Source organism: Albimonas donghaensis (assembly GCF_900106695.1).
GTDB classification, from domain to species: Bacteria; Pseudomonadota; Alphaproteobacteria; order Rhodobacterales; family Rhodobacteraceae; genus Albimonas; species Albimonas donghaensis.
In genome coordinates, this window is sequence record NZ_FNMZ01000005.1 from 239,086 (window position 1) to 256,609 (window position 17,524).

Genomic DNA, 17,524 nt, shown 5'->3' on the forward strand with positions numbered 1-17,524 from the left:
CGTGGTCGAGCGGGCCGCCGTCCGCGGCCCGCTCGCGCGGCATGTCAGGCGGGCCGCGCCGAAGCGCGGTCCGACCGGATCAGTTCAGCAGCCAGGACTGGAACTTGGCGTCCATGTCGTCCCGGTAATCCGCCCACCACTCGTAGTTGTAGAGGAAGGTGTTCTTGGAGTTCTCGGGATCGGTCGGCATGTGCGGGGCCATCTCGATGCCCAGTTCGGCATGCTTGCCGACGAGCGGGGCCGACGACTTGCGGGCCGGACCGTAGGAGATGTAGGCCGCCTGATCCGCCAGACGCTGGGTGTCGGTGGCGAAGTTCAGGTAGTGCATGACGCGCGCCTTGCGGTCGTCAGGCAGGCCGGCGGGAATGATCCAGCCGTCGAGGTCGAAGACCTGCGCGTCCCAGAGCATGGCGACGGGCTGCTTCTGCTCCTCGATCAGGGCGAAGAGACGGCCGTTATAGGTCGAGCCCATCACCACTTCGCCGTCGGCGAGCAGCTGCGGGGTCTCGGCGCCGGCCGACCACCACACCACCGAGTCCTTGATGGTGGCGAGCTTGGCGAGCGCCTGGGCCTGGCCCTCGTCGGTCTCCAGCACGTCGTAGACGTCTTCCTTGGCGACGCCGTCGCACAGGAGCGCCCACTCCATGTTGTTGATCGGACGCTTCTCCAGGCTGCGCTTGCCGGGGAAGGCTTCCAGATCGAACACGTCGCAGATGTCGTCGGGGGTCTTGCCGCCCCACTCGGCCACGTCGGTGCGGTAGCCGAAGGTGGTGGAGTAGACGATCTGCGGAATGAAGCACTCGGAGACCAGCAGGTCGCCGAAATCCTCGGAGGCCGTGGTCCCGTCGGGCGCGGCGGCCAGATCGGCGTCGGCGTCGATCTCCATCGCCAGGCCCTCGTCGCACAGGCGCATGGCGTCGGAAGCGACCACGTCCACGAGATCCCAGGTCACGTTGCCGGCCTCGTCCATGGCGCGCAGCTTGGCCACGGCCTCGGCGGAGGACTCGTCATTGACGATCTCGATGCCGGTGAGCTCCTGGTAGGGCTCGTGATAGGCCTTGGCCTGGCTGTTCGAATAGGCGCCGCCCCAGGACACGATGGTCATCGAGTCCGCGCAGCCCTCGCAGGCGGGAAGCTCCTGAGCGGAGATCGCGCCGGCCGCGGCGGCTGCGGTCATCGCCAGAGCCGTCCCGCCGAGCAGGTTGGTGAGTCTCATGGGTCTCTCCCGTTGGTGTCGTGTCGGCCCGAAGGCTTGCGTTCACGATACGCGCGCTCGGGCGGAGGCGCGCGTCCGCGGCCGCGTCACGCTGCGTCGAGCGCGCGGCAATCCTCGGCGCGCCAGGTCAATCCGGCGGTTTCGCCGACCCGGAGCTCCGAAACTTCGGCCCCGTTGGGCACCTTGACCACGAAGTCGCGGTTGCCCAGCACCTCCATCCGCACGCGGATGTGGTCGCCGAGGTAGATCAATTCCTTGACCAGGCCGGTCACGCCCTCTTCGTCGGGCTCGACATTGGCGTCGAACTCGACCCGCTCGGGGCGCAGCGACAGGCGGGTCTGGGACCCCGGCCCGCCGCAGTTGACCGCCAGCGCCCGGCTCAGGGTGCCGTCGTTGAAACGGACCCGCGCGAACCTGCCGTCCACGCTGTCGACGGTGGCGTCGAGCGTGTTGTTCTCGCCGATGAACTGGGCGACGAAGCTGTTGTCGGGCTTTTCGTAAAGCGTCGGCGGCGGGGCCAGCTGCTGGATCTTGCCGTCGTTGAACACGGCGATCCGGTCCGACATGGTGAGCGCTTCGGACTGGTCATGGGTCACGTAGACCACGGTGACGCCGAGCTCTTCATGGATGTGCTTGATCTCGAACTGCATCTGCTCGCGCAGCTGCTTGTCGAGCGCGCCCAGCGGCTCGTCCATCAGGACCAGCTCGGGGTCGAAGACCAGGGCCCGGGCCACGGCGACGCGCTGCTGCTGTCCGCCCGAAAGCTGGGCCGGCCGGCGACCGCCGAAAGCGCCCATCTGCACCATGTCCAGCGCGCGCTTGACCTTGGCCTCGATGTCGGCCTTGCCCATCTTGCGCACTTCCAGCGGGAAGGCGAGATTCTCGGCGACGGTCATGTGCGGGAACAGGGCGTAGTTCTGGAAGACCATGCCGATGCCGCGCTTGTGCGGCGGCACCGAGTTGATCGGCTTGCCATCCAGCCGGATGTCGCCATGGGTGGCGGTCTCGAATCCGGCGAGCATCATCAGACAGGTCGTCTTGCCCGAGCCCGACGGCCCCAGCATGGTGAGGAACTCGCCCTTACCGATGTTCAGGTTCAGATCCTTAACGACGAGCGTTTCGCCGTCATAGCTTTTCTGAACGCGTTCGAATTCGACGAAAGCGTCGCTGGATTCGGTCATTCGGCTTCCCTGTTGTGGCGCAAGTCCTCTGCCGGGACCCTGTCGCTCTTGCGCAAGCTAAACATACGCCCGCCGCGGCGCACAACCCCGCGCTGCGGTTTTCGTCGCATATCGCAGGGGCATATCGCGGGGCGATCCGGAAAACCTGCACATAACATGAACTTCCCGCAGGGCGGCATGGTCGCAGGCAGGCGGGAATTGTTGACGCTGACCGGAAATGGACCGAATCTCGGGGCTGTTGACCGCGAGGATTGCGCACCGATGGATCGTCTCAGCGAGATGGAGGCCTTCGTGCGCGTCGTGGACCTGGGCGGGTTCACCGACGCCGCACGCAAGATGGGCCTGTCGAAATCAGCCGTGTCCAAGCACGTCGCCTCGCTGGAGGATCGGCTTGGCGCGCGCCTTCTGAACCGGACCACGCGGCGGGTCTCGCCGACCGAGATCGGGCTGGCCTTCTACGACCGCGCGATCCGGGTGCTGGCGGAGGCCGAGGAGGCCGACGCCATGGTCTCCTCCATGCAGGACGCGCCGCGCGGCGAGCTGCGGATCTCGGCGCCGGTGTCCTTCGGCCTGCGCCGGCTGGCCCCGGCGGTGTCGGAGTTCCTGCGGCTTTATCCCGACATCTCCGTGCACATGGTGCTGGACGACCGCTTCGTGGAGCTGGTGGCGGAGGGCTACGACCTCGCCATCCGCATCGGGGAGCTGCCGGATTCCACGCTGCGGGCGCGCAAGCTGTCGGATGCGCAGGTGCGGCTGGTGGCCTCGCCGGCCTATCTGGAGGCGCATGGCGAGCCGACCACGCTGCAGGAGCTGTCGGACCACCAGCTGCTGCATTACTCGAACCAGAGCTCCGGCAACTACTGGCGCCTTCAGGGGCCGGGGGGGCAGGAGCGGCAGGTGCGGGCCGTGGGCCGGCTGACGGTGAACAACGGGGACGCGCTGCGCACGGCGGCGCTGGACGGGCTGGGGGTGGCGTTCCTGCCCGATTTCATCATCGGCGACGGGATGGAGACCGGCGTGCTGAAGGAGGTGCTGCCCGACACCCGCCGGGCCCCGCTGGGCGTGTTCGCGGTCTATCCCGAGGGCCGGTTCCCGCAGCCCAAGCTGCGCGCCTTCATCGATTTCCTGGTCGAGTCGCTCAAGGCCCCAGCCTGATCACGACCTGATCGCGGCCTGATCGCGGCCCGCGCCCGCCTGACCGAAGCCCGCGCCCGATGTCGTCGTCGGGACGCGCCGCGACGACCCGCCCGCCCGTCTTCGCGCCTCCGCCCGCGGCGCGGGGCGCGGCCGGCGCCAGGCGGAGACGTCTCCAGCCTCACCCCGCTCGCCCCGCGCCGCGGGCGCCCGGGCGACACCGGCGCGACGGCGGTCGCGGCGCCCCCCCTCGGGCCGGGGCGCGCGGCGGCTCAGATGTGCTGACCGCCGTTGATCTCGATCTCGACGCCGGTGACATAGCTGCTCTCGGCCGAGCACAGGTAGTAGATTGTGCGCGCCACCTCCTCGGGCTTGCCGAGCCGGCGCAGGGGCAGCGCCTCGGCCAGCTTGTCGGTGCCGGGGGAGAGGATCGCGGTCTCGATCTCGCCGGGCGCGATGGCGTTCACCCGCACCCCCAGCGGCCCGAAATCATGCGCCATCTCGCGGGTCAGCGCCGACAGCGCCGCCTTGGAGGTCGCGTAGGCCGCCCCCGCGAAGGGATGCACCCGCGCCCCCGCGATGGAGGTGACGTTGACGATGGCGCCCTGCGCCGCCGCCAGTTCCACCCGCAGCCCGCGGGCCAGCACCACGGGAGCGAAGAAGTTGACGTGGAACACCTTTCCCCAGTCCCGCAGGTCGGTGGTCAGGGTCGAGAGCCGCTCCCCCTCCGGTCCCTTGGGCGAGATCCCGGCGTTGTTGACCAGCGCCTCCAGCTTGCCGCCCTTGAGGCGCGAGCGGATCTCGGCCACCGCCTCCATGGTCGAGGCCGGGTCGCCGAGGTCGATCTGGATATGATCCTCGGGCCCGGCCTCCCACGGGCAGTCCTCCGGGAACGGGTGGCGGGAGCAGGTGATCACCCGCCACCCGGCCGAGGAGAAGCGCTTGACGGTGGCGTGGCCGATCCCGCGCGAGGCGCCGGTCAGCAGCAGGGTCTTGCGATCGGGCATGGTCCGCGATTCCTGGATGCGCAGCGGGGATGCGCCGCGGGTCTGTGCATGGCGCGCGCGCCGGCCGGTCCGGGGGCGGGTCGGGCCGGGCCGGGCCCGGGTCGGGCCGGGGTCGGGGCCGGAGTCGGAGTCGGGGCCCGTCCGGATCCCCGAGGTCGGGGCCTGACGGCGGCGCCGCGGCGCCGGAGCGGGCGCGCGTCGCGGTCCACGTTGCGGCGCCGCGAAGGCCGGGGCAAGGGGCGCGCCGTCGCGGGGCCCGGGCGCGCCAGCGGGATCGCAGGGACAGCCCGGACCCGCCCCCTCCGCCCCCCCTTCCCGGCGACCCTGGAACCGGGCGCGGCGGGCGGGAACGCGCCTGCGGATCAGCCCCCGACCAGGCCGAGCCGCGCCAGCGCCGCGGCCAGCGGCCCATGCATCCGCCAGATCGGATCGGGCCGGGCCGCGACCGCGCAGGTCGGGGTCGGGAGCGGCTCGGCGATCACCGGGATCCAGGCGACGAGCGCCGCGGCGGGATCGACGGCCAGGTGCTCGGGGTCCGGCCTCAGCTCCATCGCCTCGGCCAGATCGCGGGCGAGGCGGCCGTAATGCATCGACGCGCCCTGGGCGCCGTCATGCCCCCCCGCCCGGCCGATCTCCGAGGCCGGCAGGGTCCGGCCCGGCGCCGCGGCATGGGCGACGAGCATCGCCAGCCGCCCGTCCTGCGGGTCGACCTGGTCGAGCGCATCGAGAAATTCCTCGACGGAGGCGATGTCGACGGGTTCGGCCAGCCGCCGCGCGGCGACGAACCCGGCCCGGCGCGCATCGATCCGCGCCCGCAGCGCCGCCAGCACGCCGGCGCGCTGAGCCCCCGTCTCGCAGGCCAGCGCCCGCGGCGCGCCGTTGCGCCCGGGGCGCGAGGCCTCGCCTACCCAACCCTCTCCGACCCGCGTCACCGACAGCCGCCAGCCGCGATGCGGGACCGGCAGCGCTGCGGCGGACCGGTCAGAACGCGGGGTGGACGAAAAGATGAGCGGGACCATGACGCGGACCTCCGAGCGACGCACTTACTATTATGAACGAATATTCATAGGTGGTCGCGCCTGTAAACAACGTGTCGTTTCGGCACATTCGGTTCGGCGGAGCGAGCGGCGCGGACGCCACAGCGCCCGTCGGGACGCTCGTGAAAGCCCTGGGTCCGACTCATGGAGCGCCCGCAACAGGGCGGCGACGAGGCGACGCGGAGGCCATTGCGCGGCGGCGCCGGCGCGGCCTTGGCAATCGGACGGTCTTGGGAGGGGCTCGGGACGCGCCTGCCCGGGCGAGGCCCGGCGACGGCCGCGCTGGGGCTCGCCCCCCTTGGCGGCGGCGCCGAGGGGGGGCGCAAAGGCCAAGGCGCCCTGAAGCCGGGACGGGCGCGCGCAGGGCGCGCCCTCCGAAACGCCGCGAAAGCCCACGCGATCAGGGGGCGCGATCAGGGCCCGACCGGATCAAGGCCCGACCCGATCAAGGCCCGACCGGATCAGGGATTGAGGCGGCGCACCGTCCAGCGAGTCGCGTCGGGGTCCTCGCGCCGCCACTGGAAACGGTCATGCAGGCGGTGGGCGCCGTCGGCCCAGAACTCGATCTCCACCGGCCGGATCCGGAACCCACCCCAGAAGGGCGGCCGCGGCGGATTGATCGGGTGGCGGGCGGCGACCCTGGCGACCTCGGCCATCAGATGCCCGCGCGAGGACAGCGGACGCGACTGCTCCGACGCCCAGGCGCCCAGGCGCGACTGCAACCCGCGCGAGCGGTAATAGGCGTCGGCCTTCTCGCCCTCCTCCTTCACCACCAGGCCGCGGGCGCGGACCTGCCGGCGCAGGGACTTCCAGTGCATGACGAATCCGGCCTTGCCGGTGGCGGACAGCTCCTCGCCCTTGGCCGAGCCGTAGTTGGTGTAGAAGACGAAGGCGCCGCCGGGGGTCTCCGCCGGGCCCTCGATGGCCTTCATCAGCACCATGCGCACATTGGGCAGGCCCGAGGCGTCGACGGTGGCGAGCGCCATGGCGGTGGGGTCGTTGACCTCCTCCTTCGCGGCTTCGGCGAGCCATTGGGTGGCGAGCGCGAAGGGGTCGTCGCCGGCGAACTTGCCCTCGCGGGCTTCGGTCTCGTCGATCTGGAAGGGCGAGGCGAGGACGGTCATGGCGGCGCTCCTGCGGTCGGGGACCGGGAATAGGTCGGCCTGCGGGGGGCCGGGGTCAAGGGGGATGCGCGGGACGAGGCAGGCGCGGAGGGGACGCAGGCGCCGCATCAAGGGCGCGAGAGCGGCGGCGCGGCGCCCGCGGCGCACGGCCAGGGGGGCGCCCGGCGGCGACCGTCTCCGGGGGGAGACGTGGGGCCGGGATCCGGGGGCCAGCGCCGCCGCACGGGAGGGGTCGGGGTGGGCACAGGGGGGGGCACGGGGGGGGAGCGGGGCGACGACCGCTCGCCCTCCCGCGGGGCGCGGGCATCCGCGAGGGGGCCCGCAGCGCCAGGATCGGCGGCGCGCGCCCGGCGCCCGGAGTCATTGCGGGGACCTCTCCGGCGACAGGCGCCCCGGCGCTCCAAGTCCCCGCGCGCCCGCCGTCGGTCCGACCTGCGGCGACCGCGCGGCGCGGGCGGCCCGAGACCTCGACGCCGGCGCCCCCGGCGAAACGCGCCGCGAGCGCTCCGGCGCAGCCGGGCGGGCGGGCCGTCGCGGCGCTCCCGCCCCGCGCCACCCGCATCCCCGACGGGCGGAAGCGCCCCCGCGTCACGCCGTCGGCGTCTCCCCCGCCAGCACCCGCGCGTATTGGGCCGCGTCGACATTGCCGCCCGACAGGATCACCCCGACCCGACGCCCGCGCATCCGCTCCCGCTCCGCCAACAGCCCGGCGAGCCCCACGGCCCCGGCGCTCTCAGCCATGTTGTGGGTGTCGGCATGGAGCGCGCGCATCGCCTCGGCCACCTCGTCCTCCGAGACCCGCACGATCCGCGCCGCCCCCTTCAGCAGCACGTCCAGCGCCTCCTCCGAGGGCGCCCGGCAGGCCACGCCGTCGGCGAAGGTCGGCGCGGTCTCGGTGCCCACCACCCGGCCCGCCTCGAAGCTCAGCGCATAGGCGGGGGCGGCCTCGGCGACCACGCCCACGATCTCCGTCTTCAGCCCCAGCAGGTCGCGCGCCGTCACCAGACCGCAGGCGCCGGACCCCATGCCGATGGGCGCGTAGACCGCGTCGAGATCCGGCTGCGCGGTGAAGAATTCCAGCGCATAGGTGGCGACCCCGCGCACCAGCAGGGGATGGAAGGGGCCGATGGCGTGCAGGCCCTCGTCGGCGGCGACGCGCATCGCCTCGGCGCGGGCGGCCTCGAAATCGTGACCGTGCTCGATGACCTCGGCGCCCCAGGCGCGGGCGGCGGCGTTCTTCTCGACCGAGTTGCCATGCGGAACCCAGACCTTGACCGGGATGCCATGGGGGCGGGCGGCGAAGGGGATCGACTGGCCGTGATTGCCCCGCGTGGCGGTGGCGATGCCGGGAGCGCCCCCCGCCCGGGCGAGATCGTCCAGGTAGACCAGCCCGCCGCGCAGCTTGAAGGCGCCGGCGGGGGTGTGGTTCTCGTGCTTGACCCAGACCTCGGCGCCGGTGCGGGCGGCCAGAAGCGGCCAGGCGAATTGCGGGGTCGGGGGGACGCGGCGGCCCACCAGTTCGGCGGCGTCGCGGAGCTGGTCCAGGGTGAACAGGGTCATGCGGGGGCTCCGGTGGCTGCATCGGCGCGGGGAAGCGGGGCCGCAGCGGGCCCGGCGCGCCCCGAACCTAGCGGCGGCGCCCTCGACGCGCCAGCGCCGCGGGGGAGGAAGGAGGGGACGGGACGGTCGCCTTGCGCGCGGCCGGCGCCCCGATCCTCCGCCGCCCCTCCTTCCGCCGGCCGCCGACCGCCGAGACAGGCGCCCCCGCGCCCCAGCGCCCGCTCCCCGCGCCCGGCGCTCGATGCGGAGAGACGGCCCCCCCGGGCGATCCCCTGGCGACGCCGCGCGGGCGGACGCGCGCCGCCGGCGCCCGGCCGACGCGCGGCTCCCGCCCTGCCCCCCACCCGACCGGCCCCGATTCCGGTCCGTCCGGCACCTTCCGCCCTCCGGCCTCGCCGCGCCGCGCTGCGACGCATCCTTGATGCCGGCCCGCGGATGTCATAGACGAGCCCTCATGCGGAAGGGCCCCGTCGCGGGCCGTGAAACGGGCGGGAGACAACGATATGGGCGGTCTGATGCAGGGCAAGCGCGGCCTGATCATGGGCGTGGCCAACGACAAGTCGCTCGCCTGGGGGATCTCCAGGGCCTGCGCCGACCAGGGGGCCGAGCTCGCGTTCTCCTACCAGGGCGAGGCGCTGGCCAAGCGCGTGCGGCCGCTGGCTGAAAGCGTCGGCTCCGACATGGTGCTGCCCTGCGACGTGACCGACCCGGCCTCGATCGACGCCACCTTCGCCGAGATCGAGGCGAAGTGGGGCAAGCTGGATTTCCTCGTCCACGCCATCGGCTTCTCCGACAAGTCGGAGCTGCGCGGCCGCTATGTCGACACCAGCCCCGAGAACTTCAAGCTGACCATGGACGTCTCGGTCTATTCCTTCACCGCCGTCGCGCAGCGGGCGGAGAAGCTGATGACCGACGGCGGCTCCATGCTGACGCTCACCTATTACGGGGCCGAGCGGGTGATGCCGCATTACAACGTCATGGGCGTCGCCAAGGCGGCGCTGGAGGCGTCGGTGCGCTACATGGCCATGGATCTCGGGCCGCGGAACATCCGGGTCAACGCGATCTCCGCCGGGCCGATCAAGACGCTGGCCGCCTCGGGGATCGGCGATTTCCGCTATATCCTGAAGTGGAACGAGCTGAACTCGCCCCTGCGCCGCAACGTGACCATCGACGACGTGGGCAAGTCGGGCCTGTATCTGCTGTCCGATCTCGGCTCCGGCGTGACCGGCGAGACCCACCATGTGGACGCCGGGTATCATGTGGTCGGCATGAAGGCCGAGGACGCGCCGGATATCGACGTGACCGTGGGCCGGAAGCCGTCCGCGGAGTAAACCGCCGCCTTCGGATCGGCCGCGGTCACGAGGGCGCTTCGCCAGGACCCCAGGTTTCCGGCCGCAGCCGTCAGCGCCGCCTTCGGGCGGCGTTTTCCGTGGGGCCCGCGCGCCGGGCGCCAGCGCGGCGGGGCGGAGACGGCGCGGCGGGCGCATCAGCGGGCCGCGAGCGACGGCTCGGACGGCTCGCCCCCCCGCGAGGCCTCCCCCAACCGCAGCCGGAACCGCTCTGCGCGCTTGAGCGCCGCCCCCGGCTTCGCTAGGAACGCGCATTCCCCGGCGCAGGAGATCCGCAGCATGAGCCCCACCGACAGCCGTCTTCCCCACGAAAAGGGGTTCCATGTGAGCTGGGACCAGATCCACCGCGACAGCCGGGCGCTGGCCTGGCGGCTGGATCACCAGGGCCCCGGCGAGGGCGGGGCCTGGCGCGCCGTCGTCGCCATCACCCGCGGCGGCATGGTGCCGGCCTGCATCGTGGCGCGCGAGCTGGACCTGCGGGTCGTCGACACGATCTCGGTCAAGTCCTACGATAACCAATCCCAGACCTCGGCCCAGGTGATCAAGTCGCCGGACGCCGAGCTTATGGGCGACGGTTCGGGCATTCTCGTGGTCGATGACCTGGTGGATTCCGGCAAGACGCTGGAGCTGGTGCGCAACCTCTACCCCAAGGCGCATTTCGCCACCGTCTACGCCAAGCCCAAGGGTCGGCCGATGGTGGACACCTTCATCACCGAGGTCAGCCAGGACACCTGGATCTTCTTCCCCTGGGACATGGCGCTGCAATATGTGGCGCCCTATCGCGGGGTCTGATTCCGCCAGCCCTCAGGGTCAGGGCATGGGGGCCGGGCATGGAGGCGACCATGGCGGCGGGGCGCGCGACGCGCTTCGCCCCGCCCCCGTCCCGGCCCATTCCGCGGGGGCCGACAGGACCGCGAGGCGAGTCCGCGCGCGGCCCGGGTCGGGACAGCGATCCCAACGGGCTGCGGTATTGAATGGTGGGTGACAGGCGCGCGTCTCAGGGTCGAAATGGGTGCGCGAGGGCGGGGTGCGGGCTCGGAGCCCGTGCCGGGATGCGACGCCGATGCCCCAGCAGCGACGCCGCATCCCGCCCGTATTCCCTTCATCGACCGAGGGGCGCCCTGTACTCGCTGGCGTCCGCACCCCGGTCCGAACGGGGGAAACGGCGGCCCCGCGAGCTTCCCCATCGCCCGCGGGACCTAAGCCATGAAACCAGCTGCACCGCCTTGCCGCCGCGGTGGAGTAAGGTCCTCATGGCGTCCGGTGATGACGAAAGGGTCGGAAAGCCTGCGCTCTCTAACCTGATCGTCGTGACCTTCTTCCGCACCTGAAGCCTGACCCCGAGGAATGTCTCCGGGCGGTTCAGCTTCGGTTCATGAGTATCTATACTGATTCTTTGAAAATGCGCCAGTGCCTTTTTCCAGATTTTCAACGACGCGTATCACAGGGTGTTTCATACCCAAATCCTGCACGCCCTGGTTGCGCACCCCAACCACTGCCCACCGGCTCCGCGCCCGGCGACCCGATGGTTCGCCCTTCTTATTTTTCCCTTTTTCACAGCCCCTTGAAAGAAAGAAGCCGCGCCCGAAGGCGCGGCCAGTTCGACAGGGAGGAGTGTGGCCGCCGCCCATCGTGGCGCCCACAACGTCAACTTGCCCTCCAAAGGTTAATAGTGTGTGAGCCTGAAACGATTTCTTCGACCTCCCACGTCCGCGCCGGGCGAGGGCAAGAGGAAATCCTCACCAGGCCCCCGGGAAACGTCATGGCCTCGCCCTGCGCCCGACCGGCCCTCGGCGGGGCCCGCGGCGGCGGCGGCCCGGCGGCCGGGCGACTTGACCCCGCCCGCGCCGGGGCGCAGGGCTGAGGCGATTCCAGGCTCCTCCCATCCCGAAGGCGGCGCAGACATGACAGATCCGGCCCCTCGCCGCCCCGCCTCCCCCGCCGCGGACAGGCGCGAATCCGGCGGCGAATCGCGCTCCGGCGCGGCCCTCGCCGCGACAGCCGTCGCCGGCGCCCGCGTGCCGGGCGCGCTCATCCCCGCTTCCGGCCCGGTGCTGCGCGCGGCGGCGACGCTGCTGCTGGGCGTGCTGCTGCTCAGCCTGATGGGGGCGCTGGTCAAGATGCTGCTGACCCGCTTCGGGGCCTCCGAGCTTTCGGCCTGGCGCAACCTTCTGGGGCTGATCCCGACCTTCCTGATCCTGTGGAGCTCCTCCGACTGGCGGGCCCGCGGCCGCCCGATGCGGCTGCGGCGGTGGAAGCTGGCGCTGCTGCGCGGCGGCTTCGTGGCGGTGGCGCAGCTGTGCTTCTACCTCTCGCTCGCGCGGATGGAGTTCGCCACCGCCTCCACCCTGGTCTTCGCCGGCCCGTTGTTCGTCACCGCCCTGTCGGGACTGGTGCTGAAGGCGCCGATCGGGCCCTGGCGCTGGGGCGCGGTGCTGGCCGGCTTCGCGGGGGTGACGCTGATCCTGCAGCCGGGCGCCGACGCGTTTACGGTCTGGTCGCTGCTGCCGCTGGGGGCGGCGCTGGGCTACGCGTCGTCCTCGGTCTGCGCGCCGCTGATCGACCAGGACGCGCCGACGCCGCTGGTCAGCCTCTACGCCTCCTCCGCCGCCCTGGTCGGGGCGTTCTGCCTGGCCATGGCGGACGGCGGCTTCACCGCGTTCGAGACCTGGGAGGAGGTCGGCCTGATCCTGAGCGTCGGCCTGTGCGGCGGGCTTGGAGTGTTCTGCCTGATCAGCGCCTACCGCCTGGCCTCGCCGCCCGCGCTGGCGCCGTTCGAATATTTCGGGATGATCTACGCCCTGATCCTGGGCTGGCTGATCTTCGGCGAGAGCCCGCTGGACAAGCTGTTTCCCGGCGCGCCGCTGATCGTCGCCGCCGGCCTGACCATCGCCTGGCGGGAGCGGCGGCGGAGGCCGAAGCCGGCCTGACGGGGCCCCGGCGGTTTTCCGCACGCCTCCGCCGCGCGCGCCAGGCCCCCTTGACCCCGCCCCGGCGCCGCCGGAAGGTCCGGAGCGACCCCTTCAACCGACCCTGACCCGGAGCCCCCACATGACCGACCTCCCCCCGATCCTGGAGGCCGGCGCCGCCCGGCTCGCCGCCATGCTCCGCGCGGGCGACGTCTCGGCGGTCGAGATCATGCAGGCCCATCTCGCGCGAATCGAGGCGGTCAACGACGTGACCGACGCGCCGATCACCGCCATCGTCTCGCAACGCGATCCCGACGACTGCATCGCCGACGCGAAGCAGGCCGACGCGGCGCTGACCGAGGCCCGGGCCTCCGGCGCCCCCCTGCCCGGCCTGCACGGGCTGCCCATCGCCATCAAGGACCTGACCGCGACCAAGGGGCTGCGCACCTCGCGCGGGTCGCCGCTTTACGCCGATTTCGTGCCGGAGGCGGACGCGCCGCTCGCCGCCGCGCTGCGCGGGGCGGGGGCGCTGGTGATCGGCAAGACCAACACGCCGGAATTCGGGCTGGGCTCGCACACGCTCAACCCGGTGTTCGGACCGACCCGCAACCCCTGGAACCGGGGTCGGTCGGCGGGCGGCTCCTCGGGCGGGGCCGCGGCGGCGCTGGCGATGCGGATGCTGCCGATGGCCGACGGCTCGGACATGATGGGCAGCCTGCGCAACCCGGCGGGCTGGAACAACGTGATCGGGTTCCGGCCCTCGGTCGGGCGGGTGGCCAATGGCGCGTCGGAGGGGGATCTCTACCTTCACCAGCTGTCGACCAACGGGCCGATGGCGCGGTCGATCGCGGATCTCGCCCTGCTGCTGGACGCGATGGCGGGCTATGACCCGGCGGCGCCGCTGAGCTTCGGCAAGCGCGACGTGTTCGCGCCCGGGCTCGCCTCGGAGGCGCCGGAGGCCTGGGCGAAGGGTCTGCGCATCGCCTGGCTGGGCGACTGGATCGGGACCTGGCCGATGGAAGACGGCGTGCTGGAGACCTGCGAGGACGCGCTGAAGGTCTTTGAATCGCTGGGCGCCGAGGTGACGCCCTTCGTGCCGGATTTCCCCTGGGAGAAGATCTGGGACAGCTGGACCGAGCTGCGGTCCTGGTCCGTGGCCGCGGCCAACCTGCCCGACTACGCCGACGAGGCCCGGCGCGCGCATCTCAAGCCCGAGGCGGTGTGGGAGATCGAGCGCGGCCTGGCCATGTCGGGGCTGGACGTGCACCGGGCCTCGGTGGCGCGCTCGGACTGGCATCGCTGCCTGGAGGGGGTGTTCGACCGCTTCGACCTGGTGGCGGCGCCCTCGGCGCAGCTCTGGCCGTTCCCGGTGATGGACCGCTGGCCGGCGGAGATCGCGGGGCGGAAGATGGACACCTATCACCGCTGGATGGAATGCGTGCTGCCGGCGAGCCTGTCGGGGCGCCCGACGGTGTGCATGCCGGCGGGGTTCGGCAAGGCGGGCGGCCCGGGCGCGGGGCTGCCGATGGGGCTGCAGCTGATGGGCCGGACCCGCGGCGACATGGAGGTGCTGCGCGCCGCCGCCGCCTACGAGACCGCCTGCCCGCACATGACCGCCCGGCCCGCGGACCCCGTTTGATCCCGTCGGGCGGCGCTTGTCGCGACGCGCGGGGGCGCCGCGTCGACCCGCGCGGCGGCGGAACCGGGGCGCCCGCGGCGCGCTGAACCGGGGGCGCGGGGTGGAGAGGTCTCCGCCCGGCGCTCGTCGCCAGTCTCGACCGGCCGGGCCAGGCCGGGCCGCGCGGCCCTTCCCCGCTCAGCGCGCCGTGGGCGCGGGGCGCGCGTTTCGGCTCGGGCGAGGGCGGCTTGGGGGGAAGGGCTCGCGCGAGAGCGGTTCGGGCCGAAACCTCGCGGCGCCCTCGCCGCAGGGACCGACAATCCTCAGAAGGGAGCGGGCGCGTGAAACGCCATCCATGCGCCGCCTTGCGGGTGGCGCAGCCGCAGGCGTTCGGCATGGAGCTGCAGGCGAGGCGCCGCCCCGTAGACCGCGTCGTCGCCATAGAGCGCATCGCCCAGGATCGGGTGCCCCAGCGCCGCGAGATGCACCCGAAGCTGGTGACTGCGCCCGGTCAGGGGGCGCAGCGACAGGCGGGCGTCGCCGCAGGGCTCCACCGACTCCCGCGTCCAGTCGGTGACCGCGAAGCGGCCTTGCGGGTCGACCTTCTGGCGCGGGCGGGCGGGCCAGTCGGTCATGAGCGGCGCCTCGATCCGCCCGGCCTCCGCCGCCGGGGCGCCGCGGACGCGGGCGACGTAAGCCTTCTCCACGATCCGCCGTTCGAACTGCAGGCCGAGATGGCGCTGCGCTTCCGGGCTCCGGGCGAGGACCACCAGCCCGGACGTGTCCATGTCGATGCGGTGGACGATGCGGGCGCCGGGAAAGGCCGCTTCGGCCCGCGCGGCGAGGCAGTCGGCCAGCCCCGGCGCCTTGCCCGGCACCGTCAGCAGCCCCGAGGGCTTTTCCACAACCAGCAGCGCCGCGTCGGCATGGATCACCGCAAGCGGTCCCGGCGGAGGCGCGTAGGGCCGGTCGCGCAGCGGCGGCAACGAGAGAGGGGCGAAGAGGTCCATGCCCTCCGCATCCCCGAGCCGCCCCGCGAATGCAAGCCTCGCCGAGGCGAGCCCCGCGAGGCGGCAGCCGGCCCGCCCTGTCGGCAAGGGGGGGAGCGGCGCGCCCCGCGGCCCGAGGATGGCGCGCGGGCGCCCCGCCCGCGCTGCCCCGGCCCGCGCTGCCCCCCCCGCGCCGCTTCGGGCCTGACCGCCGCCGCTTTCCCCCTCGCCAGACGCGCCCCGCTCCCAGCGCGCCGCGGGCGACCGGCCTCCACCGGCGAGACCGATGCGCGGCGCCTTCGCCCGGCCCCACCGGCGCAACCGATCGGGCGACGCGCGTCCGTGGTTGTCGCGTGTCGGACGCACCGCCGCCCGCGCGCGCCTCCCGCCCCCCAAAGGCCGCCGCTGCGCCCCGCGCGCCGCACCGGACAACGCCCCGCGCAAAACCCCCGGGCACGGCCCGCCGCCCCCATCCTGACCTTCGTCAGCCTCGCCCCCTTGCCCCGGCGCCGCGTCCCGGCCATGCTCCGCCCGAACATTCGCGCGGGTATGCCCTCGATCGCCCGCCGCTCGTCCCATGGGAGGACCCGAACCATGACCCAGACCCTGACCCGCATCGCCCTCGCCTCGCGCCCGGTCGGCTGGCCGACGCAAGAGAACTTCTCGGTCGAGACCGGCCCCGTCCCCGAACCCGGCCCCGGCCAGTTCCTCGCCCGCACCATCTGGCTGTCGCTCGACCCCTATATGCGCGGGCGCATGGATGACGGGCCGTCCTACGCCGCCCCCGTGCCCCTCGGCGGCACCATGGAGGGCGGCACCGTCTCCGAGGTCATCGCCTCCAACCACCCCGATTACGCGCCCGGCGACATCGTGGTGGGCCGGCTGGGCTGGGCCTCGCACGGGGTCTCGGACGGGACCGGGGTGCGCAAGGTGGACCCGAACCTCGCGCCGCTCTCCACCGCGCTGGGCGTGCTGGGGATGCCGGGCCACACCGCCTATGCGGGGCTGAACGCCGTGGCGCAGGCCAGGGCGGGGGAGACGCTGGTGGTCTCCGCCGCCTCGGGCGCGGTGGGCTCGCTCGCCGTCCAGCTCGGCAAGGCCATGGGCATGACGGTGATCGGGGTCGCCGGCGGCGCCGCCAAATGCGCCTTCGTCACCGATGAGCTCGGCGCCGACGCCTGCTTCGACCACCGCGCCGACGAGACCGCCAAGGACCTCGCCGCCCGCATCGCCAAGGCCGCCCCCAACGGCGTCGACGTCTATTTCGAGAACGTCGCCGGCAAGACGCTGGAGGCGGTGATCCCCAACATGGCCCAGCACGGGCGCATCGCGATCTGCGGGATGATCTCGCTCTATTCCGGCAACACCATGGGCGACCGCAACCAGCTGCCGTGGATCTGGCGCTCGATCCTGGTGAAGCGCCTGCGGGTGCAGGGGTTCCTGGTGGGCGACCACATGGATATCCAGGCGCGGTTCCTCGAAGAGGTCGGGCCGCTGGTGAAGGCCGGCAAGGTCAAGTTCCGCGAGACCGTGGCCGAGGGGCTGGAGGCCGCGCCGGAAGCCTTCATCGCGCTGCTGCGCGGCGACAATTTCGGCAAACAGCTGGTGCGCGTCGGCGCCGATCCGGCCTGAGGGGGGAGCGCGCGATGCCGCATGTCTGGATGATCCGCCACGGGCAGGCCTCCTTCGGGACCGACAACTACGACCGGCTGTCGCCGCTGGGCCACCGTCAGGCCCGGATGCTGGGGGAATGGCTGGCCGCCCATGGCCAGTTCCCCGCCCGCATCATGGTCGGCACCCTGGTCCGCCAGCGCGAGACCGCGGAGGGGCTGGCCGAAGGCCTCGGCATGGGCGCGAAGACCCCCGCCTTCGAGGTGCATCCCGGCCTGAACGAGCACAATGCGGACTCGATCATGCGGGGCTGGGTGAAGGCGGGGAACGTCCATCCGGGCCATGGCGACCGCAAGGCGCATTTCCGGGCGCTGACCGCGGCGGTGCTGGGCTGGCAGGCCGGCGAGCTGGTCTCGGACGAGGAGACCTTCGACGAGTGGGAGACCCGCATCGCCTCCGCCGTCGCCCAGGCGGCGGAGGGGGACCGGCCCTGCTGGTGCGTGTCCTCGGGCGGGGTCATCGGGCAGGCGGTGCGGGTGGCGACGGGGGCCCCGGCCTCGACCCAGATCCGGCTGCAGATGCAGGTGAAGAACGCGTCGTTCTCGCGGCTGGCCGGGCGGGCCGAACGGCTCAACCTGCTGAGCTTCAACGAGACCCCGCATCTGGACGGCCAGGACGACCTGATCACCTGGAGCTGAAGGCGCGCCTCTGTGTTGCGATCGGCGGGGGCGAGACATCCGCCCCCGCCCCCTCCCCGCCCCCCTCCTCGCCTCGCCCCCCCTTCATCGC

14 protein-coding genes are annotated in these 17,524 nt (G+C 72.7%); 7 read left to right on the forward strand and 7 right to left on the reverse strand.

The features are described 5' to 3' along the window. Nucleotides 1-79 precede the first annotated feature (79 nt). Both BLV24_RS15205 and BLV24_RS15210 read right to left on the reverse strand, forming a co-directional pair. A complete protein-coding gene (locus BLV24_RS15205; RefSeq protein WP_092683280.1) occupies nucleotides 80-1,216 on the reverse strand; it encodes an extracellular solute-binding protein in 1,137 nt (378 codons plus the stop codon). Between the two features lie 86 nt (nucleotides 1,217-1,302). After that, on the reverse strand, nucleotides 1,303-2,397 hold the full coding sequence (locus tag BLV24_RS15210) for an ABC transporter ATP-binding protein (RefSeq protein WP_092683282.1): 1,095 nt from the start codon (nucleotides 2,395-2,397) through the stop codon (nucleotides 1,303-1,305). A gap of 261 nt (nucleotides 2,398-2,658) precedes the next feature. Between BLV24_RS15210 and BLV24_RS15215 the strand changes: the two genes are divergently transcribed. Further along, nucleotides 2,659-3,552: a LysR family transcriptional regulator gene (locus BLV24_RS15215; RefSeq protein ID WP_092683284.1), complete on the forward strand. Its 894-nt coding sequence runs from the start codon at nucleotides 2,659-2,661 to the stop codon at nucleotides 3,550-3,552. 251 nt (nucleotides 3,553-3,803) lie between these two features. Here the strand turns inward: BLV24_RS15215 and BLV24_RS15220 are convergent, their stop codons facing one another. The 4 genes from BLV24_RS15220 to BLV24_RS15240 form a co-directional block, all read right to left on the reverse strand. Next, the gene (locus BLV24_RS15220; RefSeq protein WP_092683286.1) at nucleotides 3,804-4,538 is read right to left on the reverse strand and encodes an SDR family NAD(P)-dependent oxidoreductase; all 735 of its coding nucleotides are present in this window, start codon (nucleotides 4,536-4,538) and stop codon (nucleotides 3,804-3,806) included. 362 nt (nucleotides 4,539-4,900) lie between these two features. Next, nucleotides 4,901-5,557, reverse strand: coding sequence for a hypothetical protein (locus tag BLV24_RS15230; protein ID WP_092683288.1), 657 nt, complete (start codon nucleotides 5,555-5,557; stop codon nucleotides 4,901-4,903). Between the two features lie 479 nt (nucleotides 5,558-6,036). Then, nucleotides 6,037-6,699 carry a pyridoxamine 5'-phosphate oxidase gene (gene pdxH / locus BLV24_RS15235; RefSeq protein WP_092683290.1) on the reverse strand — a complete coding sequence of 221 codons (663 nt, stop codon included), beginning with the start codon at nucleotides 6,697-6,699 and terminating at the stop codon, nucleotides 6,037-6,039. A gap of 588 nt (nucleotides 6,700-7,287) precedes the next feature. Beyond that, entirely contained in the window at nucleotides 7,288-8,259 is a 972-nt protein-coding gene (locus BLV24_RS15240; protein WP_218133439.1) for a threonine dehydratase, read from the reverse strand. Nucleotides 8,260-8,762: 503 nt separating this feature from the next. Between BLV24_RS15240 and fabI the strand changes: the two genes are divergently transcribed. The 4 genes from fabI (at nucleotide 8,763) to BLV24_RS15260 (ending at nucleotide 14,156) form a co-directional block, all read left to right on the forward strand. Further along, nucleotides 8,763-9,590, forward strand: coding sequence for an enoyl-ACP reductase FabI (fabI, locus tag BLV24_RS15245; protein ID WP_092683292.1), 828 nt, complete (start codon nucleotides 8,763-8,765; stop codon nucleotides 9,588-9,590). Nucleotides 9,591-9,887: 297 nt separating this feature from the next. Then, complete coding sequence (gene gpt / locus BLV24_RS15250; protein ID WP_092683294.1) at nucleotides 9,888-10,400, forward strand: xanthine phosphoribosyltransferase; 513 nt, start codon at nucleotides 9,888-9,890, stop codon at nucleotides 10,398-10,400. A gap of 1,112 nt (nucleotides 10,401-11,512) precedes the next feature. Beyond that, nucleotides 11,513-12,538, forward strand: a complete 1,026-nt coding sequence (locus BLV24_RS15255) for a DMT family transporter (protein WP_092683296.1) — start codon at nucleotides 11,513-11,515, stop codon at nucleotides 12,536-12,538. Between the two features lie 121 nt (nucleotides 12,539-12,659). Continuing rightward, on the forward strand, nucleotides 12,660-14,156 hold the full coding sequence (locus BLV24_RS15260) for an amidase (protein ID WP_092683298.1): 1,497 nt from the start codon (nucleotides 12,660-12,662) through the stop codon (nucleotides 14,154-14,156). Between the two features lie 302 nt (nucleotides 14,157-14,458). Here the strand turns inward: BLV24_RS15260 and BLV24_RS15265 are convergent, their stop codons facing one another. Further along, entirely contained in the window at nucleotides 14,459-15,145 is a 687-nt protein-coding gene (locus BLV24_RS15265; RefSeq protein WP_092683300.1) for an RluA family pseudouridine synthase, read from the reverse strand. A 573-nt stretch (nucleotides 15,146-15,718) separates the two neighbouring features. Between BLV24_RS15265 and BLV24_RS15270 the strand changes: the two genes are divergently transcribed. After that, the gene (locus BLV24_RS15270) at nucleotides 15,719-16,756 is read left to right on the forward strand and encodes an NADP-dependent oxidoreductase (RefSeq protein WP_092683302.1); all 1,038 of its coding nucleotides are present in this window, start codon (nucleotides 15,719-15,721) and stop codon (nucleotides 16,754-16,756) included. Nucleotides 16,757-16,770: 14 nt separating this feature from the next. Then, nucleotides 16,771-17,433: a histidine phosphatase family protein gene (locus BLV24_RS15275; RefSeq protein ID WP_092683304.1), complete on the forward strand. Its 663-nt coding sequence runs from the start codon at nucleotides 16,771-16,773 to the stop codon at nucleotides 17,431-17,433. Nucleotides 17,434-17,524: the final 91 nt, after the last annotated feature.

Coding starts and splice junctions, on each gene's coding strand:
- pdxH (WP_092683290.1), bottom strand. CDS start 6,699: ATGACCGTCCTCGCCTCGCCCTTCCAGATCGACGAGACCGAAGCCCGC.
- BLV24_RS15210 (WP_092683282.1), bottom strand. CDS start 2,397: ATGACCGAATCCAGCGACGCTTTCGTCGAATTCGAACGCGTTCAGAAA.
- BLV24_RS15230 (WP_092683288.1), bottom strand. CDS start 5,557: ATGGTCCCGCTCATCTTTTCGTCCACCCCGCGTTCTGACCGGTCCGCC.
- BLV24_RS15270 (WP_092683302.1), top strand. CDS start 15,719: ATGACCCAGACCCTGACCCGCATCGCCCTCGCCTCGCGCCCGGTCGGC.
- BLV24_RS15220 (WP_092683286.1), bottom strand. CDS start 4,538: ATGCCCGATCGCAAGACCCTGCTGCTGACCGGCGCCTCGCGCGGGATC.
- BLV24_RS15275 (WP_092683304.1), top strand. CDS start 16,771: ATGCCGCATGTCTGGATGATCCGCCACGGGCAGGCCTCCTTCGGGACC.
- BLV24_RS15205 (WP_092683280.1), bottom strand. CDS start 1,216: ATGAGACTCACCAACCTGCTCGGCGGGACGGCTCTGGCGATGACCGCA.
- BLV24_RS15260 (WP_092683298.1), top strand. CDS start 12,660: ATGACCGACCTCCCCCCGATCCTGGAGGCCGGCGCCGCCCGGCTCGCC.
- BLV24_RS15215 (WP_092683284.1), top strand. CDS start 2,659: ATGGATCGTCTCAGCGAGATGGAGGCCTTCGTGCGCGTCGTGGACCTG.
- BLV24_RS15240 (WP_218133439.1), bottom strand. CDS start 8,259: ATGACCCTGTTCACCCTGGACCAGCTCCGCGACGCCGCCGAACTGGTG.
- BLV24_RS15255 (WP_092683296.1), top strand. CDS start 11,513: ATGACAGATCCGGCCCCTCGCCGCCCCGCCTCCCCCGCCGCGGACAGG.
- fabI (WP_092683292.1), top strand. CDS start 8,763: ATGGGCGGTCTGATGCAGGGCAAGCGCGGCCTGATCATGGGCGTGGCC.
- gpt (WP_092683294.1), top strand. CDS start 9,888: ATGAGCCCCACCGACAGCCGTCTTCCCCACGAAAAGGGGTTCCATGTG.
- BLV24_RS15265 (WP_092683300.1), bottom strand. CDS start 15,145: ATGGACCTCTTCGCCCCTCTCTCGTTGCCGCCGCTGCGCGACCGGCCC.